The 25520-nt window shown below is 68.4% G+C and carries 27 protein-coding genes; 15 read left to right on the forward strand and 12 right to left on the reverse strand.

Going from position 1 to position 25520, the window contains the following annotated elements; translation table 11 throughout:
- Positions 1 to 4: 4 nt before the first annotated feature.
- Complete coding sequence (locus tag ACQP1K_RS03040; RefSeq protein WP_433499345.1) at positions 5 to 910, forward strand: glycosyltransferase family 2 protein; 906 nt, start codon at positions 5 to 7, stop codon at positions 908 to 910.
- On the opposite strand, the gene ACQP1K_RS03045 is transcribed toward ACQP1K_RS03040, so the two are convergent.
- Entirely contained in the window at positions 867 to 2084 is a 1218-nt protein-coding gene (locus ACQP1K_RS03045; protein WP_433499346.1) for an acyltransferase family protein, read from the reverse strand. The two genes, ACQP1K_RS03040 and ACQP1K_RS03045, sit on opposite strands and share 44 nt — an antisense overlap.
- Before the next feature lie 437 nt (positions 2085 to 2521).
- Here ACQP1K_RS03045 and ACQP1K_RS03050 point away from each other — a divergent pair, with 437 nt between their 5' ends.
- The gene (locus ACQP1K_RS03050) at positions 2522 to 3304 is read left to right on the forward strand and encodes a hypothetical protein (protein ID WP_433499347.1); all 783 of its coding nucleotides are present in this window, start codon (positions 2522 to 2524) and stop codon (positions 3302 to 3304) included.
- A 58-nt stretch (positions 3305 to 3362) separates the two neighbouring features.
- On the opposite strand, the gene ACQP1K_RS03055 is transcribed toward ACQP1K_RS03050, so the two are convergent.
- Positions 3363 to 4244: a DUF6492 family protein gene (locus tag ACQP1K_RS03055; RefSeq protein WP_433499348.1), complete on the reverse strand. Its 882-nt coding sequence runs from the start codon at positions 4242 to 4244 to the stop codon at positions 3363 to 3365.
- A 163-nt stretch (positions 4245 to 4407) separates the two neighbouring features.
- Here ACQP1K_RS03055 and ACQP1K_RS03060 point away from each other — a divergent pair, with 163 nt between their 5' ends.
- Both ACQP1K_RS03060 and ACQP1K_RS03065 read left to right on the forward strand, forming a co-directional pair.
- Positions 4408 to 5145: a hypothetical protein gene (locus tag ACQP1K_RS03060; RefSeq protein WP_433499349.1), complete on the forward strand. Its 738-nt coding sequence runs from the start codon at positions 4408 to 4410 to the stop codon at positions 5143 to 5145.
- Positions 5142 to 6554, forward strand: coding sequence for an O-antigen ligase family protein (locus ACQP1K_RS03065; RefSeq protein ID WP_433499350.1), 1413 nt, complete (start codon positions 5142 to 5144; stop codon positions 6552 to 6554). Before ACQP1K_RS03060 ends, ACQP1K_RS03065 begins: the two co-directional genes overlap by 4 nt.
- Here ACQP1K_RS03065 and ACQP1K_RS03070 read toward each other — a convergent pair.
- The gene (locus ACQP1K_RS03070) at positions 6469 to 7263 is read right to left on the reverse strand and encodes a dTDP-4-dehydrorhamnose 3,5-epimerase family protein (protein ID WP_433499351.1); all 795 of its coding nucleotides are present in this window, start codon (positions 7261 to 7263) and stop codon (positions 6469 to 6471) included. The two genes, ACQP1K_RS03065 and ACQP1K_RS03070, sit on opposite strands and share 86 nt — an antisense overlap.
- Between ACQP1K_RS03070 and ACQP1K_RS03075 the strand changes: the two genes are divergently transcribed.
- The 3 genes from ACQP1K_RS03075 (at position 7184) to ACQP1K_RS03085 (ending at position 11448) form a co-directional block, all read left to right on the forward strand.
- Positions 7184 to 7999, forward strand: coding sequence for a WecB/TagA/CpsF family glycosyltransferase (locus tag ACQP1K_RS03075; protein ID WP_433499352.1), 816 nt, complete (start codon positions 7184 to 7186; stop codon positions 7997 to 7999). The genes ACQP1K_RS03070 and ACQP1K_RS03075 overlap by 80 nt on opposite strands.
- 20 nt (positions 8000 to 8019) lie before the next feature.
- Positions 8020 to 10107, forward strand: coding sequence for a glycosyltransferase (locus ACQP1K_RS03080; protein ID WP_433499353.1), 2088 nt, complete (start codon positions 8020 to 8022; stop codon positions 10105 to 10107).
- Positions 10108 to 10233: 126 nt separating this feature from the next.
- Positions 10234 to 11448, forward strand: coding sequence for a hypothetical protein (locus tag ACQP1K_RS03085; RefSeq protein ID WP_433499354.1), 1215 nt, complete (start codon positions 10234 to 10236; stop codon positions 11446 to 11448).
- Between the two features lie 18 nt (positions 11449 to 11466).
- Here ACQP1K_RS03085 and ACQP1K_RS03090 read toward each other — a convergent pair whose 3' ends face one another.
- From ACQP1K_RS03090 to ACQP1K_RS03105, 4 genes are all read right to left on the reverse strand, one after another.
- The gene (locus ACQP1K_RS03090; RefSeq protein ID WP_433499355.1) at positions 11467 to 12414 is read right to left on the reverse strand and encodes an NAD-dependent epimerase/dehydratase family protein; all 948 of its coding nucleotides are present in this window, start codon (positions 12412 to 12414) and stop codon (positions 11467 to 11469) included.
- A gap of 270 nt (positions 12415 to 12684) precedes the next feature.
- The gene (locus ACQP1K_RS03095; protein WP_433499356.1) at positions 12685 to 13779 is read right to left on the reverse strand and encodes a 2-oxoacid:ferredoxin oxidoreductase subunit beta; all 1095 of its coding nucleotides are present in this window, start codon (positions 13777 to 13779) and stop codon (positions 12685 to 12687) included.
- Positions 13772 to 15619, reverse strand: a complete 1848-nt coding sequence (locus ACQP1K_RS03100; RefSeq protein WP_433499357.1) for a 2-oxoacid:acceptor oxidoreductase subunit alpha — start codon at positions 15617 to 15619, stop codon at positions 13772 to 13774. The genes ACQP1K_RS03095 and ACQP1K_RS03100 overlap by 8 nt, the downstream gene beginning before the upstream one ends.
- 278 nt (positions 15620 to 15897) lie before the next feature.
- Positions 15898 to 15969 (reverse strand): putative leader peptide, encoded by a 72-nt coding sequence (locus ACQP1K_RS03105; RefSeq protein WP_431998376.1) that lies wholly within the window; start codon positions 15967 to 15969, stop codon positions 15898 to 15900.
- A 193-nt stretch (positions 15970 to 16162) separates the two neighbouring features.
- Between ACQP1K_RS03105 and ACQP1K_RS03110 the strand changes: the two genes are divergently transcribed.
- From ACQP1K_RS03110 to nuoH, 4 genes are read left to right on the forward strand one after another with little or no spacing between them, the layout of a single operon-like run.
- Entirely contained in the window at positions 16163 to 16534 is a 372-nt protein-coding gene (locus ACQP1K_RS03110; RefSeq protein ID WP_433499358.1) for an NADH-quinone oxidoreductase subunit A, read from the forward strand.
- 59 nt (positions 16535 to 16593) lie between these two features.
- Entirely contained in the window at positions 16594 to 17118 is a 525-nt protein-coding gene (locus tag ACQP1K_RS03115; RefSeq protein WP_433499359.1) for an NADH-quinone oxidoreductase subunit B, read from the forward strand.
- Positions 17115 to 17723: an NADH-quinone oxidoreductase subunit C gene (locus ACQP1K_RS03120; RefSeq protein ID WP_433499360.1), complete on the forward strand. Its 609-nt coding sequence runs from the start codon at positions 17115 to 17117 to the stop codon at positions 17721 to 17723. The genes ACQP1K_RS03115 and ACQP1K_RS03120 overlap by 4 nt, the downstream gene beginning before the upstream one ends.
- 7 nt (positions 17724 to 17730) lie before the next feature.
- A complete protein-coding gene (nuoH, locus tag ACQP1K_RS03125; RefSeq protein WP_433499361.1) occupies positions 17731 to 18684 on the forward strand; it encodes an NADH-quinone oxidoreductase subunit NuoH in 954 nt (317 codons plus the stop codon).
- A 124-nt stretch (positions 18685 to 18808) separates the two neighbouring features.
- On the opposite strand, the gene ACQP1K_RS03130 is transcribed toward nuoH, so the two are convergent.
- The 5 genes from ACQP1K_RS03130 to ACQP1K_RS03150 form a co-directional block, all read right to left on the reverse strand.
- A complete protein-coding gene (locus ACQP1K_RS03130) occupies positions 18809 to 19000 on the reverse strand; it encodes a hypothetical protein (RefSeq protein ID WP_433499362.1) in 192 nt (63 codons plus the stop codon).
- Complete coding sequence (locus ACQP1K_RS03135) at positions 18982 to 19188, reverse strand: hypothetical protein (RefSeq protein ID WP_433499363.1); 207 nt, start codon at positions 19186 to 19188, stop codon at positions 18982 to 18984. The genes ACQP1K_RS03130 and ACQP1K_RS03135 overlap by 19 nt, the downstream gene beginning before the upstream one ends.
- A gap of 137 nt (positions 19189 to 19325) precedes the next feature.
- Complete coding sequence (locus ACQP1K_RS03140) at positions 19326 to 21341, reverse strand: hypothetical protein (RefSeq protein ID WP_433499364.1); 2016 nt, start codon at positions 21339 to 21341, stop codon at positions 19326 to 19328.
- Positions 21342 to 21367: 26 nt separating this feature from the next.
- The gene (locus ACQP1K_RS03145) at positions 21368 to 21592 is read right to left on the reverse strand and encodes a hypothetical protein (RefSeq protein ID WP_433499365.1); all 225 of its coding nucleotides are present in this window, start codon (positions 21590 to 21592) and stop codon (positions 21368 to 21370) included.
- 135 nt (positions 21593 to 21727) lie between these two features.
- Positions 21728 to 22357 carry a ComEA family DNA-binding protein gene (locus ACQP1K_RS03150; RefSeq protein WP_433499366.1) on the reverse strand — a complete coding sequence of 210 codons (630 nt, stop codon included), beginning with the start codon at positions 22355 to 22357 and terminating at the stop codon, positions 21728 to 21730.
- A 371-nt stretch (positions 22358 to 22728) separates the two neighbouring features.
- Here ACQP1K_RS03150 and ACQP1K_RS03155 point away from each other — a divergent pair, with 371 nt between their 5' ends.
- The 4 genes from ACQP1K_RS03155 to ACQP1K_RS03170 all read left to right on the forward strand — a co-directional run bounded on the left by ACQP1K_RS03155 (position 22729) and on the right by ACQP1K_RS03170 (position 25446).
- Positions 22729 to 22854, forward strand: coding sequence for a hypothetical protein (locus ACQP1K_RS03155; RefSeq protein WP_433499367.1), 126 nt, complete (start codon positions 22729 to 22731; stop codon positions 22852 to 22854).
- Positions 22839 to 23909: a hypothetical protein gene (locus ACQP1K_RS03160; RefSeq protein ID WP_433499368.1), complete on the forward strand. Its 1071-nt coding sequence runs from the start codon at positions 22839 to 22841 to the stop codon at positions 23907 to 23909. The genes ACQP1K_RS03155 and ACQP1K_RS03160 overlap by 16 nt, the downstream gene beginning before the upstream one ends.
- A 155-nt stretch (positions 23910 to 24064) precedes the next feature.
- Positions 24065 to 24907 carry a 4Fe-4S binding protein gene (locus ACQP1K_RS03165; RefSeq protein ID WP_433499369.1) on the forward strand — a complete coding sequence of 281 codons (843 nt, stop codon included), beginning with the start codon at positions 24065 to 24067 and terminating at the stop codon, positions 24905 to 24907.
- Entirely contained in the window at positions 24904 to 25446 is a 543-nt protein-coding gene (locus tag ACQP1K_RS03170) for an NADH-quinone oxidoreductase subunit J family protein (protein WP_433499370.1), read from the forward strand. Before ACQP1K_RS03165 ends, ACQP1K_RS03170 begins: the two co-directional genes overlap by 4 nt.
- Positions 25447 to 25520: the final 74 nt, after the last annotated feature.

A 25520-nucleotide genomic window follows, 5' to 3' on the forward strand; every position in this document is an offset into this window, starting at 1 on the left:
GAACATGCCGGGTGGTGACGTCCTCGTGTCCATCGGGCTCCCGGTGCGAAACGGCGCGGGGCGGCTGGAGCATGCGATCCATTCGGTGCTCGCCCAGGACCACGAGCGCATCCAGCTCGTCGTCTCCGACAACGCCTCCACCGATGGCACCGAGGAGCTGTGCCGGGAACTGGCGAGGTCGGACGGCCGGATCCGCTATCACCGGCATCCGGAGAACGTCGGGCTGCTCGCCAACTTCGTCACCACCATGCGCCTCGCCGACGGGGAGCTGTTCCGCTGGGTCGGAGACGACGACCGGCTCGCCCCGCACTGCGTGTCCCGGGCGGTCCAGGCGTTCGCGGAGGACGAGCGGCTGCTGCTGGTGACCTCCCAGATCGCCTACACCGGGCCGGACGGGGTGACCGAGACCGCGGAATACGACGGCACCGGCCTGACCTCCGACGACCCGGTGGAACGGTTCGCCGAGATGCTGCGGCTGCTCAACGAGAGTCACCTGCTCATCGATCCGCTGTACGGCATGGTCCGGCGCGACCGGGTGACCGCCATCGCCCGGCGGAACATGCTCAGGGAGGACGAGGTGTTCGCGGCGAAACTGGCGCTGGCCGGCCCGTGGGCGCACGTGCCAGAGGTGCTCGGTCACCGCAACTGGAAGCACGACAGGCTGCCGGTGATCGCCCGGCGCCTCGGCGTCCCGTCATGGCAGGCGCATTTCGCCACCACGCTGCAGTGCGCCGAAATGCTCCGCTGGCTGGCCGCCGCGGGGCTCAGCGCGGCGCAGCTTCGCCGGGCCCGGGGTGCGGTGTACCGGTGGTACGCCCGTCGTCAGCGGCACACCGTCGCACGTCGCGGCCGTAAGCTCGCCCAGATCACGGCCGGTGCGCTTCATCCCCGGCCGGCGGCCGGACGCTGACCGGTGGCCGGGCGTCGGCCGGAGCCTCCACGTCCGATCGGCCGGTCCACCGGGACAGCCGGCCTTTCGCCGCCGTGCGGAGGGCGGACCAGCTCCGGTGCCGCTGGAACGGCAGCTCCAGCACCGCGGCGAAGAGCCAGGCGAACAGCAGGCTCGCGGGTACGGCCACGGCCGCCGTGACGAGGAACCCGGGCAGGCCGGGACCGATACGCGGGGCCACCACCAGCGTGCTCAGCACCACCACGATCGGAGCGTGGGTCAGATAGAGACTGTAGGAGAACCTCCCCAGGGCGCGAATCGGGGCCGCGTCGAGCATCCGGACGAGGCCCGCCGGCCGGCGTGTGGCCACCGCGACCAGGGTCAGGCCCGCGGCGGGCCCGACCGCCAGATCGATCCAGAAGAAGTGCTCGATCGTCCAGACAGATCCGTTCACGACGACGAGCACGACCACCGGGACGGCCGCCGCCACCGCGAGCACGGCCGGCCACGGCCGGGCGGACCGCTCCGGCCGGGTCACCACACCGGCGGCGACGGCACCGAGGGCGAACAGCACCGCGAACTGCGGCGTCAGCCGCATCAGCGCGGCCACGGCGGGCACCGCCGGCGACAGCAGCCCGATCATCGCGACCAGCGCGGTCACGATGCCGAGCAGCGCCATCGCGCCCAGCCGCCGCAACATTAAGATCATGATTGGGAAGACCAGGTAGAGCTGGGCCTCCACCGCGATGGACCAGAAGGCCCCGTTCGGGCTGGGAGACCCGGCGATGTCCTGCAGCAGCAGGCCGTACAGAACCACCGACCTGAGAGTCGGCGCCCCCTCGCCCGGCTGCGGGACCAGCGTCCACGCGACGGCCAGGCTGAACGCCAGTGCTCCCCAGTAGGGCGGCAGGATGCGCCACGCCCTGCGGGCCGCGAACCGGCGCAGCCCGCCGACCCGCCAGCCGGAGCGTGCGGGGGAGACCGCCAGGGAGAAGCCCGACAGCACGATGAAGAGGACGACCGCGAAATGCCCGTAGAGCAGCCAGCTCAGCCAGCCCGGCCCGGTGTCGTACGGAAAACCGGGAAACGAGGTCAGCCGGCAGTGGTGCAGCACGACGAACAAGGCCGCGAGCCCGCGGATGCCGTCCAATCCCGCCAGTCGTTCTCGGGCGGTGGAGCGCTCTGTTCGATTCACTCTGAATTATCGTCATGAGAGCACGAGTCGTTATTGGAGCGGAGGAAAATCAGGACGTCGCCCCTGAACGGCTGAAGCCCGCTTTCGCTCGGACCGCCGTTCGCCGGCGATCGGCCCACGATTCGGATAGGCCGCAATCATCCAATCGGACGTGGTGATTATGGGACCGTCGTCCGGCGGCGTCCCGGCCGAACTCCGACACGGATGACTCGACACGGTCGTCGCCCGCCGGGCTTAGTCTTCAGACTTATCATGATTGACGTTCATGTTAGAATTATTATTCTAATGTCCGCCTTGCCCGATTGCGGGGCCTATGTTGGCTGGGCTCCGGATGGAACTCCTGGTGCAGGCGTAACATCGTCGTTCGAGTCCTCGATGAACGAGCGCCGCTCCTCGCCGGGTCCGGTGCGGTGTTCGGGGTTTGGGTAAGGGTGAGCATGAATTTCTGGAGAACCGTTTTCCGACTCCTGCGGTGCCGGTTCGTCGGTCCTCCTGTCGTGCTGCTGTCCCTCACCCTGGCCCTGGCGGCCTTTCTTCTCGTGCCGGTGCGGTACACATCCGCCACCTCGCTGGTGCTGACCGTCTCGCCGGCGGGCGGCATGCTTCCGGTGGATCGTGCCAAACCCGCCCAGCTCTCCAATCCTCTGCTGCAGCCCAATGAGGGGCTGCGCATCGTCGCCGGCATTCTCATCCTGAGGATGAACAACGAGGACGAGCGGAAGCGACTGGGGGTCGGGCGGGACAGCCCCACGGAACTGATCGTGGACGACGGCCGTTCCAACCCCGATCTGCTCGGCATCACCTCCACCGGTCCGTTCGTCTGCATAGGGATCGACAGCCCGTCCGCGGCCGAGGCGCGAAAACTCCAGGTGGCGGTGGAGAAACGCATTCGCGAGCAGTTGACCGACTACCAGAAGGCTCTCGGTGCTCCGCCGAGCACGTTCGTCGCGATCAGCCGGGTGTCCTCCATCGGGCCGGACGCCGAAAGCGGAGCACGGTGGAAGGCCGCGGCCGCGGTGCTGGCGGCGGGGATCGGCCTGGGTCTGGCCGGCGCCTATGGGCTGTCCGTACGCCGGGCGGCCCGTCGGGCGGCCGGCGCCGGCGACGCGGACGACGGCCCCCGGACGGCGGCGGTGCCGGAAGGCCCGGACGACGAGGACGATGATCGAAGAGAGGGCGCCGAAGAACCGGACGTTCCCTCGGCGGAACCGGCCCGCTGACGGCCATTGGCGAAGCCCGGACGTCGACGCCGTCGGGAACCCCGGGAAGCGGCGACCCCTAGCGGCAGGGTCTCTGCCGGGCCACCTCGAGGCAACGTGATATCGCGGCCCGTCGCACATCGAGCGTGGTGCCGGACTTGGCGGAGATCATCATTCCGACGGCCCGCGAGTCGAGCCGGTCAGCGAAGGCGAGGGCCTCGGCCATGCTCAGCGGCGTGGCATCCCAGTAGTTGTGGCAGATGCCGGTGTCCGAGGCCGCCGGAGCGCCGAGCAGCTCGTCCACGAACACCCCGTACAGGATGAACTCCGAGATGTGCAGTCGCGCGGAGAAGGCGTCCTGCCAGCGCCGTCCCGTGACCTTCTCGATGCGGTCCTGAAGCGCCCGCACCGCGGCCGGATCCCACAGGGTCAGCGAGTTGACGTAGTCGTGCAGCGGGGGATCGGGCACGTCCTGGCGTCCGAGCAGTCGCCGGGCGGCCTCGTGCCACAGCAGGTGGCGTCGCATGCCGGGGTGGACTCCATGGTCGATCCGATGCAGCCGGAGCCGCCCCCCGACCATGAAATCCCGCAGGCGCACCGGGCGGACGAGCACGATGTCGGAATCGGCGACGAGGACCGCGTCGGCCTCCATCCGCGCGGCGGCGGCGAGCTTGAGGGACTGCTGGAGGATCCAGCCCCTGATCGGAGGCCACGGTCTGGCGACGTTCAACCACAATCGGGACAGCGGTATCGGAAAATATGTGCGGGGCAATAACTCGGGCTCTATCCACAGCCGGCATCGCGGACCCTCGAATCGGGCGAACAGGCCGCGATCCCGAGACGGGACGATCACATGGTGAACGGTGTCGTCAGGGGTGTGCGTCAGCACCGAACGGTGCAGGTCGGCGAAGAGTTCCAGATCCGGTGCATAAGTCGGCGTGATGACCGCCAGCTCACTCATGCCGACATACTCTGATTCCTCCGCAGATGACGCGCTATGATTCCGGGAAACGAATCGATATCGGTACTTCGCGCTGTATGATACAGCCCCTGAGTAACACCGTATGGTCGTCCGCCGATTCCTTTCGAGAAACCAAAGGCCGCCGGGCCGCGAAGGGGGTGCCGTGGACTTCTGGGCGGCGGTCGCCGTTCTGCTCCGGCGCTGGTATGTGACCTTCCCGGCCTTTCTGCTCACCATCGCCGGGGCGTATCTCGTCTACATCGGGATTCCGCCGCAGTACGAGTCGTCCGCCGTGCTGATGCTCACCGTGCCGACGACGGGTTCCACCCAGTCGACCAGGCCGGGGAAGCCCGAGATGCTGATCAACCCGCTGCTGAACTTCGACGGCGGATTGAACATGACCGCGTCCCTCCTGGTGCGGGTGCTCGCCACGGCCAGAACCGCCGAGGAACTGGGGGTGCGGCCCGACGGCGACACCGGATACCTGGTCAACAACGGTCACCCCAACCCGGAGTTGCTCGTCAACACGCCCTTCCTGATGATCGAGGGGGTGAGTACTGACCCGGCGAGCGCTCAGGAGATCGTCCGGAAAGTGGTCGGGCGGGCGAAGGTCGAACTGGTCACGCGGCAGCGGCTGCTGAACGCTCCGCCCGCGACGTACATCACCATCTCCGAGGTGATTTCTCCGACGCCCGCGGTCATACAGAATCGCGGCAGGTTGCGCCCCGCGGCCACGGCCTCGCTGCTCGGGCTGTGCGCGGGTCTCATGGCCGGGTTCGCGGCGGAGAGCGTCTCGGCCGGTCTGCGACGCCGCAGGGCGCCGCGTACCGAGGATCGGCCGCCCGAGCGGCAGCCGGATCTCCCGGTGTGCGAGCGGACGTCGCCACGGCGGCGAGAGTGAGCGGGCCCCGCCCCGCGGCCTCGCCCACCCGCCGGCGCCCGCCGATCGTGGACATGTCCGGACGGCACGGATTCGACGGCGCCACGCTGGGGGTGGCGTTCGCCGTTGTCGTGCTGCTCGTCCCGGCGAGGCTGGTCCTCCGCGGGCTGCCGTTCGCGCTCACCCCGGCGGAGGGCATCGGGCTCTTCGCCGGCATGTGGTGGCTCTGCGCGCATCTCACCGACACGCTCGGCGCGGCCAAGGGCCACAACGGCGTGCGCACCGCGATCTTTGTCTACGCCGTCTCGCAGTTGGCGACCTACGCCTATTCCTCCGCGTCCTATCTGCCGGCGCGGGAGCTGTCACTGAGCGACCACTCGGCCGTCATCTCGGCCGCGATGCTCGGTACGGCACTGCTCGCATGCGACGGCGTGCGCGGACGGGACCGGCTCGACCTGGTGCTGAAGACGATCGTCGTCGCCGGGGCGGTCGTCGGGCTCATCGGGGCCGTGCAGTACCTGCTGACTTTCGACCCGACGCTGTACATGGACATCCCGGGGACCCAGTCCCGGGTCCTGGCCGAGGGGATCTACGAACGGGCTGGCGTCAACAGGGCGGCCGCCACGGCCAGCCACCCCATCGAGTTCGGCGTCCTCTGCGCCATGATCCTTCCGCTCGCGCTGCATTACGCTTTCGAGGCCACCGAGTCCGGGGGCCGGATGCCGCGCTGGTGGCTGTGCTGTGCGCTGGTCGCTTCGGGGATGGTGTTCTCCGCGTCCAGGTCGCCGATGCTGGGATTGGCCGTGTCGGGCCTGGTGCTGTTCTTCGGCTGGTCGGCGGCCCGGCGAGTCCGGGCGCTGCTCGCACTCGCCGGTTTCGTCCTGGCGGTGAAGGTGACCGCCCCGGGACTGCTCGGGGCGATCACCGCCCTGTTCACGCACCTCGACAACGACACGAGCCTGATGTATCGGACGAACGACTACGCCACGGCCCTGGCCGAGATATCGCGGCACCCTCTGCTCGGGCGCGGCATCGGCACCTGGTACGCGCCCGAGTTCATCGTCTTCGACAACCAGTATCTGCTCACCACCGTCGAGGCGGGGATCATCGGCCTGCTGGCCCTCGTGCTGATGTTCTCCACCGGCATCTGGGCGTCGCTGCGGGCGAGATGGCGTGTCGCCGATCGGTCGTCACGCGACCTGGGGCTGAGCCTCGCGGCGTGCCTGGTCGTGCCCTTGGTGGGCGCGGCCACCTTCGACCTGCAGGCCTTCCAGATGGCGAACGCCATGTCGTTCCTGCTCGTCGGCCTGTCGGGGGCACTGTCGCGGACCGTGAAGCGGGAGATCACGCTTCAGGGGGAGCCGGAGTCGCGGCCTCAAGGACCGACCGCACCCGCCGCCAGGATCCGGCCGCGAGATCGCGCCGGCTGATCGCGGTCACCGGGAGCGGCCAGTCGATCGCGAGGTCGGGGTCGTCGTAGCGGACGGAGATGTCCTCGGCGGGATCGTGCTCCCGGTCGATGCGGTAGCAGACGTCGGCCTCGGTGAGCGCCTGGTAGCCGTGCAGCAGGCCGGGAGGGACGTACAGGTGGGCGAAGCTCTCGTCGTCGAGCGTCACCGACATCCGCGCACCGTAGGTGGGGGAGTCCGGCCTGGCGTCGACGAGCACGTCGTAGATCGCGCCGCGGGCGCAACGGACGAGTTTGGCCTCACCCTGTCCGGCACGTCCGTGCAGGGCGCGGATTCCGCCCCGGATTGTACGGGATTGGCTGTCCTGGACGAATGACACGGGGTCGAGCCCGTGGGCGGCGGCGATTGAGGCGTCGAAGGTTCGTGTGAATAGCCCGCGTTCGTCCCTATATGGGGTTGGTATGAAGATAAGGACGCCGTCGAGTGTTCCGGTTTCGACTTTCATATGTTTATCATCCCAGATGTCCGGAAAGTAAATCACGAGAATCCCTGTAACGAGAGTAAGTCGGCCTTCGATCAAATGAGTGTGCGGCCGGACTGATAGAGATAAGAGACGGTCGATATCCGAGTTTAGGGACGGGGATATTCCGGTGGACCGCTGTCCGAACGGTTCCGGCTCGACGCCGGTGCCCGCGATTCCGCGGGTACGGCTCGGCGCGGTCGAGATCATGGCGATCAGCGAGTCCGAAGTCGCCGACCATGTTTCGGAGGCGTGGAAACGGAATTCGGGCGGCTCGATACTCACCGCGAACGTCGACATCGTCCGTGCCGCCACCCGCGATCCCGATCTCGCGGCACTGGTCGCCGATGCCGACCTCGTGGTCGCGGACGGCATGCCGGTGGTCTGGGCGGCGAGGCTGGCCGGCCGCCCGGTCCGCGGCAGGGTGACGGGGGCGTCGCTGGTTTTCACGCTCAGTGAGCGCGCCGCCCGCGACGGCCGTTCGATCTTCCTGCTCGGCGGTGATCCCGGCGTTCCGGAGACCGCGGGAAGGATGCTCGCCGAGCGATACCCGTCGTTGCGGGTGGCCGGCGCCCACGCCCCGCCGTACGGCTTCGACACCACCACCGAAGGCATGCGGGAAGCCGTGGACCGGGTGGCGGCCGCGGCACCCGACCTCGTCTTCGTCGGACTCGGTTTCCCCAAGCAGGAACGTGCCATCGCCGAACTTCGGAGCCGGTTGCCGCGCGCCTGGCATCTCGGCTGCGGCGCCGGCATTCCGATGGCGGCCCAGCAGTTCCACCGCGCTCCCGAGTGGGTGCAGCGGATCGGCGGCGAATGGCTGTATCGGCTCTGGCTGGAACCACGCCGGCTGGCGGGCCGCTATCTGAGAAGGGACCTGCCATTCGCGATCAAACTGCTCTCCGGCGCCGCCTGGCGGCGACTGCCGCTCAGCCGGCACCTCTGAACACGAAAGACGGTCGTCGAATGTCCCCTTCGGTCCGGGCCCCGCTCGCCGTGGTGATCGTCACGTACGCCGCGGGTCAGGTCATCGAGGACTGCCTGCGTTCGCTCGGTCCCGCGCTGGCGGACGCCGGGCCGGCGCGGATCATCGTGGTGGACAACGCTTCAGCCGACGACACCGTCGACCGCGTACGGAAATGGGGGGCGGGAGTCGAGCTGGTCGAGACGGGGCGCAACGGAGGTTTCGCCGCGGGGGTGAACGCCGGGGTGGCAGCGGCCACCGGCTGTGACGTGCTGGTGTTGAACGCCGACATACGGATGAGCCCCGGTTCCGTGGTCGCGCTGCGCCGTGCGCTGGACGTGGCGGGCACCGGCATCGCCGTTCCCCGTCTCGTCGATGCCGAGGGGCGGCTTCATTTCTCGCTGCGCCGACGGCCGAGCGTGCTCAGGACGTTGGGCGAGGCGGTGCTCGGCGGGGGCCGGGCCGGTCGGTACGCCGCACTGGGCGAGCTCGTGACGAGGGCGGACGCCTACCGGCGCCCGTGCACCACCGCCTGGGCGACCGGCGCCGCCTGGTTGATCTCCAGGGACTGCCTGGACGAGCTCGGCCCGCTGGACGAAAGGTACTTCCTCTACTCGGAGGAGACCGAGTACATGCTGCGCGCGGGTGAGCGGGGATTCGCCATCCGCTACGAGCCGTCCGCGATCGCCGTACATCTCGGCGGCGAGCAGGCCTCCTCGATCCCCCTCGCCTCGCTGGCCACGACCAATCGCGTCCGGCTGCACCGTGAACGGTTCGGCCGTCTCAGGGGCCGCATGATGTGGCTGGCCGCCATGCTCAACGAGGTGATACGCGGTGCCGTGCGCCGGGGTGCCGCGGGACGGTTGCACCGGGCGGGGGCACGCGCGCTGCTGACGATGACGCACTGGCCGGCCACGCCGGACCGTCCGCCACCCCCCTCCGGTTATGTCTGCTTCTCCGCCCAGGACTGGTGGTACCACAACAGGGCGCACTCCGACTTCCAGCTCATGCGCCGGGTGGCCGCACGGCGGCGTGTGCTGATCGTCAACAGCATCGGCATGCGGATGCCGCTGCCGGGCAGGTCGACCCATCCGCTCCGGCGGGTGGTGCGCAAGCTCCGCAGCGTGGCGAAGTTCGTCCGGCGACCGCTGCCGGGCTTCTACGTGATGTCGCCGCTGCCGCTGCCGTTGTACGGCTCGCGATTCGGCAGGTGGGCGAGTGCCGTGCTGGTACGGACACAGGTGCGGGTGGTGTGCCGGGCGCTCGGCCTGCGTACGCCGGTGATCATGGTGACCATACCCACGGCGTGGGACGTCGTGCGGCCGTTACGCAGGCGCGCGCTGGTGTACAACCGCTCCGATCGGCACTCCGCCTTTCCCGAGTCTGACCGGGCCGTGATGGAGACGATGGAGCGAGGACTGCTGGAGAACGCCGATCATGTGGTCTACGTGAGCAGAGCGCTGATGGCCGGGGAACGCGAGTTCACCGCCGGCCGGGCCCGCTTCCTCGATCACGGGGTGGATCTGGACCACTTCCGGCGCGTGCCCGCGGAGAGGCGGCCCGCCGACCTGCGTGCGATTCCCGGACCCCGGGTGGGTTTCTTCGGTGCGCTGGACGACTTCGTGGTCGACTTCGATCTGCTGGAGCGTGTCGCCCGGGACCTTCCCGAGGTCTCCCTTGTGCTGATCGGCGACGCCACGGGGCCGATGGACCGGCTCACCCGCTATCCGAACGTGCACTGGCTCGGGTTCCGCCCCTATGAACTGATCCCGGCGTACGGATCGGGGTTCGATGTCGCGATCATGCCGTGGCTGGACAACTCGTGGATCAGGCACGCCAATCCGATCAAGCTCAAGGAATATCTCGCCCTGGGCCTCCCCGTCGTGAGTACGGACTTCGCCGAGCTTGCAGATTACGCCGATCGGGTGCGGGTGGCGGAGAACGGTGAGAGTTTCGTCGAGGCGATCCGTACCACCCTTTCCGACGGCGGTCCGATGGATTCGGAGAAACTGCGCGCTTCGGTGTCCGACGCGAACTGGGCGGCACGCGCCGCCGAGCTGATGACGCTGGTCGAGACGCGCGGAGACTGACACGGTCATCGGACTCATCCGGGACGAACTTCGGCTGCGGGGAGCGGAATGGTTTCGAGGCGAGGGAAAGTACGCCTGTCGGTTGTCGCCGCCATACTCGTGGCGGCCTCGTCCGGGTGGTACGCCGTGAACGCGATGCGTGACCTGGACGAGCTGCGTCTTCCCCGAATCGACTGGGAGGGGGGCCCCGCGTACTACGAGAAGTTCAGGGCGGCCGAGGAGGCGGGATGGGGCAACCCGTCGTTCTTCCCGATCGGTGTCTGGTTCGAGTCCGTGAGCAAGGACGAGGACGTGACCATGGACAAGGCCGCCGGCATCAATACCTATGTCGAGCTGACCGACAGCAGCGACGTCGGCCTGGTCCGGGCGCATGGCCTGTACGCGCTGCCCAGCAAGCCGCTGAAGGGCATGGGCGCCGAGACCGTCGGATGGCTCATCACCGACGAGGCCGACATGTGGGGCGGGCCCGGCGACGGCGTGTGGACGGGCCGGTTTCCCGGCGAAGGGCAGATCTGCGAGCGGCAGGACGTTCCCTGCGGCTACACCGTGATGCGTACCCTCAAGGACAGGCTGCCCAAGGACGACGGCCGGTTCTTCTACGCCAATTACGGCAAGGGCGTACAGATGTGGGAGTCGACGCAGGAGGCGTCCACGTTCGTCAACTCCTACACCGACGTCACCTCGGCGGACATGTACTGGTACACGGACGCCGCCATCTGCTCCGAGTCGCGGAATCACCTCAAGTGGTCCCCCGGGGAATGCCCGCTCGCCGCGGATTACGGTCAGGTCGTCGACCGGATGCGCCGGCTGGACGCGCTGGACAGGCGGCGGCAGCCGATATACGCCTACGTCGAGCTCGGCTGGCCGGGGACGAGCGGGAAGCGACTGATCCAGCCCGGGGAGGCGGCCGGGGCGGTGATGAACTCGCTGATCCACGAGGCGCGGGGAATCGTCTACTTCAACCACAGCTTCGGCGGGCCCTGTCCGACCCAGCACGTGCTGAGGGAGGACTGCTACGCCGGAATGCGCAGCACGATCACCGAGGTCAACCGGCGGATCACGGAGCTGGCCCCGGTGCTGAACACCCAGTCGTACCGCCACACCTTCGCCCCCGGACTGGACACCATGCTGAAGCTCTACGACGGCTCCTGCTACGTGTTCTCCATGATCAAGCGCGGGGCGGCCACGGGTAGGCACACCCTGGCCCTTCCCCCGGAACTCGCCTCGGCGAAGGAGGTCGAGGTGCTTTTCGAGAACCGCGAGATTCCCATAGAGAACGGGCGGTTCACCGATGCCTTCGACGAGGAGTACACCTACCACGTCTACAAGGTCACACCCTGAGCCCGCCCGGCCGGGCGGTCACCGCGGCGGGACCACACCGGCACCGTCATGGGCGTACCAGCGGAAAGTACGCCGGAGGCCCTCATCGAGGCCGACGGCGGGATGCCAGCCCAGGGTGTCGGCCGCGGGTGCGATGTCGGCGATCCGGGCCGCGTCCAGCGGACGGTCCGCGAGTGCTCCGTACCGTGGCTCCACGGGGACGCCGGAGATCTCGACGAGCCGCTCGACCACCTGTCCGATGGACGTCCCCGTTCCCGTACCGACGTCGAAGACGCCGCCAGCGGACTCGGCCTCGGCGGCGGCGATGAAGGCATCGACCACGTCGTCGACGTAGACCCAGTCGACGAGCCGGGTGCCGCTGGAGATCTCCGGCGGGCGGCCTTCCAGCAGCGACCGGGTCACGTACGGCACCAGCCGACGGGTGTTCGGATCGCCGGGGCCGTAGACCATGGCCACCCGCAGGACCGTGACCGGAACGCGCCACAGTTGGTGGAACAGGCGGGCATAGCCCGTCGCGGCCCATTTCGCCACGGCATAGGGCGAGGAGGACGTGGTCTCGCCCTTCTCCGGCCGGGGTTCCTCGATGGACCCGGCGAGCACGACCCTGGCCGTGGCGCCGCCGGCGGCGTCCATGGCCGCGGTCAGCAGGTTGATCACGCTGGAGAGGTTGGCTTCGAGCGTGGGGCGGACGGCGTGGACGTCCCTGGTGCCGGTGACCTCGCTCGCCAGGTGGAACACCACGTCAGGGCGGGTGGCGCGGATCAGGCGCCCGGTCGCCTCACCGTCGCGCAGATCCACCGCGTGCCAGATCGTCGCGTCATCCGAGGCGCGCCGCGTGCGGCTCACGGCATGGACCTCGGCGCCGAGCGACCCGAGCCGCCGGACGAGGTGGGCGCCGATGAAACCGGTCGCGCCCGTGACGACCGTACGCCTGCCCGCCCAGCCTTTCCCGTTGCCGGCGGTCACGACCGCGCGACCGTTTCCCGGTCGTGAGCTGCCGGGATCGTGGTGAGATCACCGGGGGGATATGCGCGGATCATCTGGGCTCCCGAGGTTGTCCGCAGGGCAGGGAATCGAATTGTCGCAGTTTCCCAGCCCGGCGGGACGGGCTTCCGCCAGATCACAGGTCAGATCACGGGTCAGATCACACGTGAGATCGCGTCGTCGCCGGATGCGGCGCGCCGACACGCGCGAGGGGGCTCCCATCGTGGGAGTCCCCTCGTCGCATCGGTCCGATCAGTTGATCTGCCAGGTGTCGCCGGAGTTGAGCAGTCCGGCGAGGCTGCCGGGGCCCTTGGCGGCGACGGCGGTGTCGAGCTGCTCGTTCAGCAACTGGTCGTACGACGGCCGGTCGACCGAACGGAAGATCCCGATCGGCACGTGCTCGAACGCCGGGTCGTCCAGCCGGGACAGCGCGAACGCCAGGGACGGGTCGGGGTTGTGCATGTCGTGGACGAGGATCTCGCCGTCGGCGACCTGGGCACGCGGCACGACCTCGACCCCGCCGGTGGGCGACAGCCGTACGGCCTTCTCGCCCTCGCCGGTGCCGAAGACGATCGGCTTTCCGTGCTCGAGCTTGACCGTGATCTCGTCCCGGGTGGCGGGGTCCTTCAACGCCTCGAAGGCGTTGTCGTTGAAGATGTTGCAGTTCTGGTAGATCTCCACCAGCGAGGCGCCGCGGTGGGCGGCCGCCTCGCGCAGCACCCCCTGCAGGTGCTTGCGGTCGCTGTCGATGGTCCGGGCCACGAACCCGGCCTCGGCGCCCAGCGCGAGGGAGATCGGGTTGAACGGCTTGTCCAGCGACCCCATCGGCGTCGACTTGGTGATCTTCCCGATCTCGCTGGTGGGGGAGTACTGCCCCTTGGTCAGCCCGTAGATCCGGTTGTTGAACAGCAGGATGTTGAGGTTGACGTTGCGGCGCAGCGCGTGGATCAGGTGGTTGCCGCCGATCGACAGCGCGTCACCGTCACCGGTGATCACCCACACGCTCAGGTCGGGCCTGGAGGCGGCCAGTCCGGTGGCGATGGCCGGGGCCCGGCCGTGGATGGAGTGGATGCCGTAGGTGTTCAGGTAGTACGGGAAACGCGAGGAGCAGCCGATCCCGGAGACGAACACGATGTTCTCGCGTCTGAGGCCGAGCTCGGGCAGGAAGCTCTGTACGGCGGCCAGGATGGCGTAGTCGCCGCAGCCGGGGCACCAGCGGACCTCCTGGTCGGACTTGAAGTCCTTCAGCGTCTGCTTGGCGTCGGTGCGGGGGACCAGCGCCAGGCCCCTGCCGTTCAGGCTCCCGTTGCCGTTGCCGGCACCGTGGCCGTTGTGGAGCTCAGTCACTTTCGATCACTTCCTGAATCACCGTGGCGAGTTCGGCGGCCTTGAACGGAAGCCCGCGCACCCGGTTGTAGCCGATCACGTCGACCAGGAACCGGGCCCGCAGCAGCATGGCCAGCTGGCCGAGGTTGATCTCCGGCAGCAGCACCTTGTCATAGGCACGCAGCACCTGGCCGGTGTTGGCCGGCAGCGGGTTCAGATGCCGCAGATGGGCCTGGGCGACCTTGTGCCCCTCCGTCCGCGCCCGCCGTACCCCTGCCGCGATCGGCCCGTAGGTCGACCCCCAGCCCAGCACCAGCACCTTCGCGTCCCCGGTCGGGTCGTCCACGGCGAGGTCGGGCACATCGATGTTGTCAATCTTGGCCTGGCGTAGGTGGACCATCCGGTCGTGGTTGTCCGGATCGTAGGAGATGTTCCCGCTGCCGTCGGCCTTCTCGATGCCGCCGATCCGGTGCTCCAGACCGGGCGTGCCCGGCACCGCCCACGGCCGGGCGAGCGTGTCCTCATCCCGCTTGAACGGCAGGAACGTCGTGCCGTCCGCGTCGTTGGGCGTGGTAGCGAACTCGACGGAGATGTCGGGCAGTTCGGCGACGTCGGGGATGCGCCACGGCTCGGACCCGTTGGCCAGGTAGCCGTCCGACAGCAGCATCACCGGCGTGCGATATTTCAGCGCGATCCGGGCGGCCTCGATCGCCATGTCGAAGCAGTCGGCCGGGGTGGCCGGGGCCAGCACCGGCACCGGCGACTCGCCGTTGCGGCCGAACATCGCCATCAACAGGTCGGTCTGCTCGGTCTTGGTCGGCATTCCCGTGGATGGACCGGCCCGCTGCACGTCCACGATGACCAGCGGCAGCTCGGTCGCCACCGCGAGGCCGATCGTCTCGGCCTTCAACGCAACACCCGGGCCGGAGGTGGTGGTCACCCCGAGGGATCCGCCGAACGACGCGCCGAGGGCGGCGCCGACACCGGCGATCTCGTCCTCGGCCTGGAAGGTCCGCACCCCGAACGCCTTGTGCCTGGACAGCTCGTGCAGGATGTCGGAGGCCGGAGTGATCGGGTACGACCCGAGGAACAGCGGCAGCTTCGACTGCACCGACGCCGCGACCAGCCCGTAGGCCAGCGCGAGGTTCCCGGAGATGTTGCGGTAGACGCCCGGGGGCAGGGCGGCCGGTTTGACCTCGTACGACACCGAGAACGACTCGGTGGTCTCGCCGTAGTTCCACCCGGCATGGAACGCCGCGATGTTCGCCTTGGCGATCTCGGGCTTGGCGGCGAACTTCGCCTCCAGGAACGCGGTCGTTCCCTCGGTCGGCCGGTTGTACAGCCACGACAGCAGCCCGAGCGCGAACATGTTCTTGGCCCGCTCGGCGTCCTTCTTGGACACGTCGAAGCCCTCGAGCGCCTTGACCGTCAACGAGGTCAGCGGGACCGCGTGCAGGCGCCACTCCTTGAGGGAGTCGTCCTCCAGCGGATTGCCCGCGTAGCCGACCTTGGACAGGTTGCGCTTGGTGAACTCGTCGGTGTTGGCGATGATGTCCGCCCCGCGCGGCAGATCGGCCAGGTTGGCCTTCAACGCCGCTGGGTTCATCGCGACCAGGACGTTCGGCGCGTCCCCGGGGGTCAGAATGTCGTGGTCGGCGAAGTGCAACTGGAAACTCGACACCCCGGGCAGCGTGCCCGCAGGCGCCCGGATCTCCGCCGGGAAGTTGGGAAGCGTCGACAGGTCGTTGCCGAACTGGGCCGTCTCCGCCGTGAACCGATCACCTGTGAGCTGCATGCCGTCGCCGGAGTCACCCGCGAACCGGATGATCACGCGGTCGAGTTGCTGAACCTGCTTGGTCACAGCTCCTCAATCCTCCTCAACACGCCCGGGCCACCCTGCCCGAGACGCGTTCTATATCCATGCTAGGTCGTCTCCCGTAGATCATCCTGCCTACCTGTGGTCGGCGGAGATCCGCGGGATGATTCCTAGATCCATCGGGGCCACGCCTTGTTTTCCGTCGTGCGAACATTGACGTGCGTACTATCGGGGGCTTGCCGTTAGGGGGAGGCGGGGACCGGTGCCCCGCGTCTACTGGCCCTGGCCGGTAGCTGGACCGAGGTCGGCAGGACAAATCACGCTCACGGACCATCCGGGCAACACAGTCCCGCCGCGAGCCGACACAGGTCGACGTGCAGGCGAGCGAAGAGCATCTTCCGGGTCACGGTCCTCAACTATATGCGGGAGGTGGGCCTCCGTCCGTCATTGCCCACCCTTTGAGATCGACGCCTGCGCTGGGTGTCGGCGCAGCTCCGGTACGTGATCGGATCGCCGGGCGGTATCGGGCGTCGGCGTATGCTCGGCATGAGGTCCGGGGGTCGTACGTCGTACGGGCCGGGAGGCGACATGAACGGATATTTCGGGTCATATGTCGTGGTCGCGGTCCTGCTCCTCATCGGCGTGGCGATCTTCGCCGGCGGCCTGCTGGTCAACCGCGCGCTCCGGCCGAACCGGCCGACACCGGAGAAGCTGCTCACCTACGAGTGCGGGATCGATCCCGTCGGCGAGGGATGGGCGCAGTCGCAGATCCGCTACTACGTGTTCACGTATCTCTACGTGGTCTTCGCGGTGGACGCGGTCTTCCTCTTCCCCTGGGCCGTGGTCTTCGCCACGCCCGGCTACGGCCTGACCACCCTCGTGGAGATGTTCGTCTTCCTGGGGCTCATCGCACTGGGCATCCTGTACGCCTGGCGGAAGGGGGTGCTCACCTGGACGTGACGGTCCGTACCGGCCCCCGGCCGTTCGCCCGGAGGCTCACTGAAGAGGAGAATGACGTCATGGCGGTGAGCGACCTCCCGATGCCGACCGTCGGGCCCGGGGCCCGGCTGGCGCCCAAACCGATGAAGTTCGTGCTGAACTGGGGACGGCGCTATTCGCTGTGGGTCTTCAACTTCGGGCTGGCCTGCTGCGCCATCGAGTTCATCGCGACGTCGATGAGCAGACACGACTTCATCCGGTTCGGGGTCATTCCGTTCGCGAACGGCCCCAGACAGGCCGACCTTATGATCGTTTCGGGGACGGTGACCGACAAGATGGCCCCGGCCGTCAAGCGGCTCTACGAGCAGATGCCCGATCCCAAGTACGTCATCTCGTTCGGGGCCTGCTCGAACACCGGCGGACCGTACTGGGACTCCTACTGCGTGACCAAGGGCGTCGACCAGATCATCCCGGTCGACGTGTACGTCCCCGGCTGTCCGCCCAGGCCCGAGGCGCTGCTCCAGGGCATCATGAAACTCCAGGAGAAGATCGCCGGCGAGACGCTGAGCGACCGCTACCCGCCGTCGCCGGGTGGGCGATCGTGAGCGCCGTTCCGGCCGCGGTCGCGGCCTTCGCCGACGCGCTCAGGGAGCGGTACGACTCGGGCCGGCGCGTCCAGATCTCCGACTCGTTCGGCGAACCGGTGGTGGACGTGCCACCGGACGCCTGGGTCGAGACGCTGTCGTTCGCCAGGTCCAGGGGCTTCGAGTTCTTCGACTGGCTGACCGGTGTGGACGACCCGCCGGACGACTTCCAGGTCGTCGCCCACGTCTTCGATCCGGTCGCGATGGCGCACCTGCTGGTCAGGACCCGGGTGCCGCGTGCGGATCCCCGCCTGCCGACCGTGACCGCCGTCTTCCGCGGGGCCGACTGGCACGAGCGGGAGACGTTCGAGATGTTCGGCGTCGTCTTCGACGGCCACCCCGACCTGCGGCCGCTGCTGCTGCCCGACGGATTCGAAGGCCATCCGCTGCGCAAGGACTTCGTGCTCGCGGCCCGGGTCGCCAAGGCCTGGCCGGGAGCCAAGGAGCCGGGCGAATCCGGCCACGGCTCACCCGGCCGCCGCAGGATGCTGCCCCCGGGCGTTCCCGCCGACTGGGGCGAAGGCGCCGCGCGAGCCGTACCGGAGCCCCCGCACAGGGACGGGTAGGCGGGAGATGGCCGGTCTGCTCGACATCGCGGTACGGCTGGCCGTCATCGTGGCGGCATTCCTGCTGCTACCGCTGATCGTCGGGCAGATGGAGCACAAGGCCATGGCCCACATGCAGTCTCGGCTCGGGCCGATGTACGCCGGAGGCTTCCACGGATGGGCGCAGCTCATCGCCGACGGGGTCAAGTTCGTCCAGAAGGAGGACGTGATCCCGGCCGCGGCCGACCGGCGGGTGTTCGCCATCGCGCCGGCCGTGGCGCTCGTGCCGTACCTCGTGGTGATGGTCGTGATCCCGGTCGGTCCCGGGCTGGCCGGGGTGGACCTCGACGCCGGGCTGTTCTTCGTGCTGGCCGTGATGGGCGTCGGCGTGCTCGGCGTGATCATGGCGGGGTGGGCGTCGGCCAACAAGTACAGCGCGCTGGGCGGCATCCGGGCCGCGGCCCAGCTCATGTCGTACGAGCTGCCGCTCGTGCTCGCGGCCTCCAGCGTGGCGATGGCGGCGGGCACGCTGTCGCTGCAGGGGATCGTCGAGCAGTGGCGGTGGTGGTGGCTGCCCTGGCAGGCGATCGGCGCGGTGGTCTTCTTCGTCGCCGGGCTGGCGGAGCTGCGCCGGCCTCCGTTCGACATGCCGATCGCCGAGTCGGAGCTCATCATGGGCCCGATGACCGAGTACACCGGTCTGCGGTTCGCCCTGTTCATGCTCGCGGAGTACGCCGGGATCGTGGTGCTGTCGGCGCTGACCACCGTCCTCTTCCTCGGTGGCTGGCATGGTCCGCTGCTTCCTGGACCGGTCTGGACGCTCATCAAGGTCTTCGCCCTGGCGTTCGTGGTGATCTGGGTCAGGGTCAGCTATCCCCGCCTCCGCGAGGACCAGTTGCAGCGGCTCGCCTGGATCGGCCTCGTCCCCCTGGCCCTCCTCCAGCTCGCCCTCACCGGCGTCATCAGGGTCCTCGTCACCTGACCGCACCCTGGCCGCGCGGTGCCTCTTGACCTACCAACTGGCCCAGAGGTGCGAGCCGATTCCGCCAGATGAGGCCGTTGCGGACGCTTGCCGACTGCGAGAACGACGGCAGCTTCCGATGCGCCTATTCAGTCCCTGCCATGGACCCCGCCGGATCCGGATCATCCCCAGCAGCCCCATCGCCCTCCCGAGGGCTGACGAAGCTGCCGAGCCCGCGAACTGTGTAGATGATGCCCTCTGCGCGCAGTGCCTTCATGACCTTGTGGGCTGTCATCCGGGCGATGCCGAACTCCTGCATCAAAATGGACATTTCCATCCGACTCCCATCCTTTCGGCCTCGTTAGTCCAGTTCACCAAGGTCTTTCCTGCGAATACTGCTTGCTCGTGCGTGCTGTACCAGTCGTTGAAGTCCACATTGGGAGAAACTCTGCCATCTTTGAACCAGGTGGCGTCGGAGAGTTCCTGTCGATCGATCTCATCATTGTTTGCCAGGCATTCAATCACCTTATGAATGATGGACGTGCGGTCCTGGGAAATACCTGGCTGGGGCGGGGCAGAAGTCTTGCTTACGCAGCCGGTCAGGGTCGCTGCTGTCGTTATTATGACCGCAGCAGATCGGGCTCCTCGCACAAAGAATCTGGTCATCGAGGCCCCTGTATGTTCATGGCGTGCTCTGCTGCCTGTACCCACTGTACGAGGGTCTGGCCATGGAGCTCCTGGTTCTCGTGGAGGCTGTACCAGTCGTTGAAGTTCGTGTCGGGAGCTATGGTGCCGTTCCTGAACCAGGATGCTTCTGTGGGAACCCTGACAGCGCCCGCATTGATTAGGCCTTGGGTGACTGAAACTTTAACATCGAGGAGTTGCTCTCTGAACTCTTCTCGGCTCGCCCTCACGGCGTTTGCTGCATTATCGGTTCTCAACTTTTCGCTGAGCACCGGTTGTGCGGCCGCCAGGAACACCTGGGCGCTCGTGTCGAGCCGGTCTGAATTGGAGAAGTTGAAAGCACCGAAGCCTTCGAAGATCAGTGAGAGGGCGGTCTGTATGCGCTGTGCCTTGATATCTTTCTCTGCGCCGTCCTCGAACTTGAGGTCTGCGTGAACAGAGGAAAGCAGGCCGTACAGGGACGCCATCTCCACAAGATAGTTCTGCTTCTTGTCCTTGATTGTCGACGTGACGCTGGCGCTGATGCGAGCATCCATGGTCCCTTGGAATCTGCCGAAGTCCTTGGGCTCGTGGAGTGCCTGCCTGAGGAAGCTCTTCAAGTCGGGGCGAGCGACCCAAGCAAGATATGGGCCGGTGGGCTCGCCGCTCCGAAGCTTTACGCCGTTACTGACGCTGTGATCAGCGGACGCGGCGAAGTCGGGGAAGTAGCGATCGGCGGTGTAGATGAGAGATTGGCGGATCTCGTGCGGGAGGACTTTGTCCGGGTGGAGCTTGGCGAACTCCGAGGTGGCCTGGACGATGTGGACGACGGACCAGGCCGATTCCTTGGCGTCGTCGGAGGCGCCTCGGGGAGCGGACACCGCCGCGTTGAGGAATTCGGCGGCATGGGAGGTCAGATCGATCCGGTCCACCGTGAGCGACGGGTCGGCGCCGCTCGCCTTGCCGTACGGGCCGACCTTGACACCGGGCGTGTGCCAGTCGTCGCTGACGAGCATCTTCGCGTACTTCAGGCCGCTATCCGGGTCGCCGAGGACATGCCGGGCGGCCTGGCCGTTCTGCGTCGCCCGATCCATTACCGCGAGGACCGGGTCGAAGTCGGCGAGGCGTTTCTGGTAAAGGACGCGATCCTGGTCGAGAATGCCGCCGTGATCCGACGGGGTCGGGACCTGGATTTTGCCGGCGGCGCGGGCGTCGAGCATGGATCGGGTGACTTCGGCGAGGAAGTGCGAGTCCCAGGATCTGCCGTCGGGGCCGTACTTGAAGAGCATGCCGACCGACCAGGGGTCGGAGCTCTTGGTGATCGCGGCCCTGGTTTCCGGGGCCAGCAGCGGACGGCCGTCCTTGCCCGTGCCGACGCGCATCTGGCTGGCAGCCGCCAGCGACGAGCCGAGTGCCCGCAGGATGCTCGCGCTCTCCGTGCTGAACAGGGCGGCTCCCGTTCGGTTGCAGAGCGCCCGGGCGGCCTGGAGCGCCAGCGGCCCGGCCTGCGCCCAGAACGCGGCGAGGTACGGCCTGTCGTCGAGATGTTGCGTGAGGTGCTCCCGTACCCCCGCCAGGCCGACCCGGACCGCCTCAGGATCCTTGCCGGCGAGGGCGTCCTTCAGCGCCTGGACGTCCTGCTCGGCCTGATATCCGCTCTGACCTGTGGTGTCCCAGTCGAGCTGGACGTACGGCGAACGCGGGCCGATGAGGCCGGGCCCGTCCGCCGGGAGCGGTCTGCGGACTGGGAACGGCAGGCCCGGAAGCATGGCGGGATTCCAACCGTTCTCCCTCGCCAGGCCGTACGCCTTGGCAGTGCGGGCGTTCATGTCGCGGGTGTCGTTCAGCGCCGAGCCGGTCAGGCGCGGCAACTGGGCGAAGCTCACCTCGCTGTCCCACTGCCGCATCTTCTGCTGAATTATCGGCCCATTTCTGGCCAGCACCTCATGCAGCCGTTGCAGGCGTTTGGCCAATTCCGCGAGGTTGACCGGATTGACCCCGACGAATTCCCCCATTACGTCCCCTTTTCGGTGCGACGTACCTATAAGACGGCCCTTCTGCGCGTCCCCTCCTCCACTCGGGCGACCAGGCGCGGTTGTTCGCTCAACACGGCATGAAGCAGCGCGATGAGCTGGGATTTTCGAGCGTTCCAGTCGGCGGCCCAGTGATCGGCGGCCGGTCCCCTCCAGGTGGCGTCGCCGAACATTCCGGGTATGGCGCCGAGCGCGTCGAGGACCTCGCGTACGGCGGCGGCGGTTGCGGTCATGTCCGCTTGGCATTCGGCTATCTCGGGTGACGGCACGGATTCCTCCAGCGAGACGGCTGACGCTTTGTCAAGCGTAGGCAAGCGCCGAAGGATGAGCCAGGGATATGCGGTCCGGCAATCAGGATTACCGGATTACTAGGGTAGATAAATGGTGTATTCGGCCAGTTCCGAGGTCAGATTGGGCGGCAGAGACGCCGCGGCGGAGAGATCTTCGGCCGATACGAATGCGCCGACCGTCTCCCGGGCCTTCACCACCTGCTCGGCCAGGGCGGGGGTCATCCCGGGCAGCGCGGCGATCACACGAGCCGGGGCGTGGTTGACGTCGACCAGACCGCCGTCGTCGTACTGCCGGGGCAGGTCAGGCCGTCCGATCCGCAGTTCGCGTGCCATCGAGGGATCGCGTTCCGCGAGTTCTCTCGCCTGCTCCCGCAGCGCGCGCCGGTGCTGGGCGAGGGCGATCGCCCGGTCGTTCGCGGTCATCCCGGGCGTCTCGAAGACCCGCTGCCTGATGATGAAGGAGTGCACGGTGCCGCCGAGCCAGCTGCCGAACATGCCGCCGAACATGAGGATGCCGGGGCCCGGCGGCAGATCGCCGGGGTAGTGGTCGTCGAAGATGACGATCCACAGGAAGACGGCCAGGGCGTAGGCGGCGGAGGCGAGCCCGAGCCAGGCGCTCCGTCGCTTCACCGCTGCGAACAGCATCGTGAAGGGCGTGCCGAAACCGCAGGTGAGCAGCGGCGTCAGGGCCCAGAAGACGCTCCCCACGCCGGGGCCGCCGTGCGGCTGGGGCTGCGGCGGCGGGGGAGGGACGAATGGTGGCCGTGGGGGCTGCACCGGCTGCACCGGCTGCACCGGTGGCACCGGTGGCACCGGCGGTGGCACCGGCGGCGTCGCTCGAGGCGGTGGGGGCACCGGGTAGGCCTGGTAGGGATTCGGTGATGAGCCCTGCTGCCCGGATGGGTACGGTCCCTGCCGCTTATAGGACTCGTACGGTCCTTGTCCTCCAAAGCCGCTCATGTGCCGACCCTACGTATTTGCCGCACACTTTGCTCAATCCTTCCGGCAACATTATGAGCATCCTGTGGACGACCGCGCGGAGGGGCTGTGGACAGTGTGGACGACCACCGTCCCGGATCGTGGTCGCGTCGGAGCGTTCGCCCTTCGGCCTGTCCCCGGAGTGGCTGACGGCCACGTTCTCCGGAACCTTGCGGATCTTTGACCAGGAGACCGGGAGCAAGGAGCTGGCGTGGCTGTCGCGCTGACCATGGCCCGGATGAAGGTGGCGGTGCTGCGCCACGCCTTCCACGGCCGGCGGGCGCGGACGGCGGGCACCGGCGCCGCACTGGGTGCGCTGTTCGCCGCGGGGACGATCTACCTGGCCTTCGTCGATCCGGACCTGCTGGCGGTCGGTTACGACAGTGCGAACGTCTGCTTCGCGGCCAGCCCGCTGATCCTCGGCTGGGACGGCATGCTGCCCTACGCCGGCCCGATCTTCGTCGTGATGGCCGCTGCCATGGCCTCCAACGTGTACGGGACCGACGGCACCGCGCTGTGGCTGACGCTGATGACGCCGGGTGTGAGCGACGTGCGCGGCAGGCAGCTTGCGTGGCTGTCGGCGCAGGCGCCGGTGGCGATCGTGCTGACCGTCGCGTTCACCGCGATCACCGGGGGCCCGTGGCCGCTGATGCTGGCGCTGCTGTCCGCCCTGCTGGGCGGCGCGGCCGGACTGGTGCCGCTGATCTCGGTGTACGCGCTGGTGCCCGGCACCGACCCGCACCGCCGCGCGGGCAACCCGCTGCGCACCAGCGAGGACGACGGCGGCCTGACCGGCCTTGCCTATCTGATGATCGTGCTGGTGATCGCCACCGGCGCGCCCGCCGCGCTCGTGGCGGTGCGGTACGGCTGGGCCGGCGTGGCTGTGGGCGTCGTGACCGGAGCGCTCTGTTACTGGGGCTTCGGCCTGCTGGCTGAGCGGCGGCTGCGTTCGCACGGCCCGGAGTTGCTCGATGCGAAGCGGACCGGCCGCAAGCCGGAGACGACGATGAAGTTCCGCCTCGACCGGCTGTCGAAGACGCAGAAGTCGATCGCCTGGTGGTGTTTCGGGTTCGGCGCCATCCCGCTGGTCCCGCAGGGCATCATCGCCGCCGTCTTCGTGGCCAACGACATGTCGCGCCACACCTGGTTCCTGGCCACCTACATGCCGCCCGGACTGCGCTATCCGGTGGCCGCCGCCTTCGTCCTGCTCGGCCTCGCGATGTACGGCACGGGCCTGTGGCTCGTCAGGCCCCGGACGTCTGAGGAGGGAGCGGCCGCCTAGCCTGGGGCAGGTCCCCCGCCCTGATCGGAAAGGTCCCCCCGCCCTGATCGGAAGGGGACCATCGACCGGCAATGGGTGAATCAGCGAAGTTAACTGACACCCCCGTGAACGGTCGCGCATTCACCTGGGGCGGATAGTGCGCCATGATGTTGCATGTGGCGCGCATACCAGGAGAAGGGCTGGCCAAGGGCCTGGCCGTGACCTTCCGGCACATGCTGCGCGAATCGGTGACGCAGCAGTATCCGGAGGAGCATCCCGAACTTCCTCCCCGCAGCCGGGGCGTGATCGCCCTGGTCGAGGAGAACTGCACCGTGTGCATGCTCTGTGCCCGCGAGTGTCCCGACTGGTGCATCTACATCGACTCCCACAAGGAGACCCTCCCGGCGCCGGAGGGCGGGCGTCCACGGGCGCGCAACGTGCTCGACCGGTTCGCGATCGACTTCTCGCTGTGCATGTACTGCGGAATCTGCGTCGAGGTCTGCCCCTTCGACGCGCTGTTCTGGTCGCCGGAGTTCGAGTACGCGGAGTACGACATCCGCGATCTGATCCATGAGAAGGATCGGCTGGGCGAATGGGCCCAGACCGTTCCTCCCCCGCCGCCGCACGAGGTGGGCGCCGAGCCGGCCAAGGAGATCGCCGCGGCCGCCCGCCCCGCAGCCCGCCCGCCGTCCCGGCCCGGCCGTACTGCATCGCCCGGCCGTACGGCCGAGGCGGAGAAGGAGCCGGAGACGACCGCGGCGTCGGCGGAGAGCGCCACGGCTCCGAGTGCGCCGCCGCGTCGGGAGCCGCCGAGGGCGATGCGGGACATCCGCTCGATCCGGCCGCCGGGAGCGCTGCCGAAGCCGTCCCGGCCCGCCCGGCCTGAGCCGCAGGACGCACGGGAGTCGCCGGGCTCGCCCGGCTCACAGGGACCGCCGGGCTCACCTGACTCGCTGGACTCACCGGACCCGCAGGGACCGCCGACGCCGGAGAAGGACGGGTCAGAGGAGGAGTCGTGACATCCCAGGCGCAGCCGGGACTCTGGCCGCCGTCGGGGCCGGAAATCGTGTTCCTGCTGCTCGGGGTGGTCGCGCTCGGTTCCGCCCTGCTGGTCGTCACGACGCGGCGACTCGTCCATGCCGCGCTGTGGCTGGTGGTCTGCTTCGGCGCGCTGGCCGGCTGCTATCTCGTGCTCACCGCCGAGTTCGTCGCCTGGGTGCAGGTATTGATCTATGTGGGCGCGATCGTGGTGCTGCTGCTGTTCGGCATCATGCTGACCCGTGCGCCCATCGGACGGTCGGCGGACCTCGACTCCGGCAACCGCTTGGCCGCCGCGGTGGTGGGCGCCGCGACCGCCGGGGTGCTCGTGAGCGTCGTGGTGTCCGGATTCCACCCGGCCTACACCCCTCTCGAACCGGGTCAGGGGACGGCGGGGACGCTCGGTTCCAGCGTGTTCCGCACCTGGGTGCTGCCGTTCGAGGTCCTGTCCGTGCTGCTGCTCGCCGCCTTGATCGGCGCGATCGCCCTGTCCCGCACCGATATCGGGGGGCGCGAATGAGGCCGCCCCGCCGGGCGGTCGCCATCGGCCCGCGCCGAGGGGCGGTGTCCACGGGTCCGCCGAGCGGCCGGGGG

Origin of the sequence: Sphaerimonospora sp. CA-214678 (assembly GCF_050942215.1) — a bacterium.
Taxonomy (GTDB): domain Bacteria; phylum Actinomycetota; class Actinomycetes; order Streptosporangiales; family Streptosporangiaceae; genus Sphaerimonospora.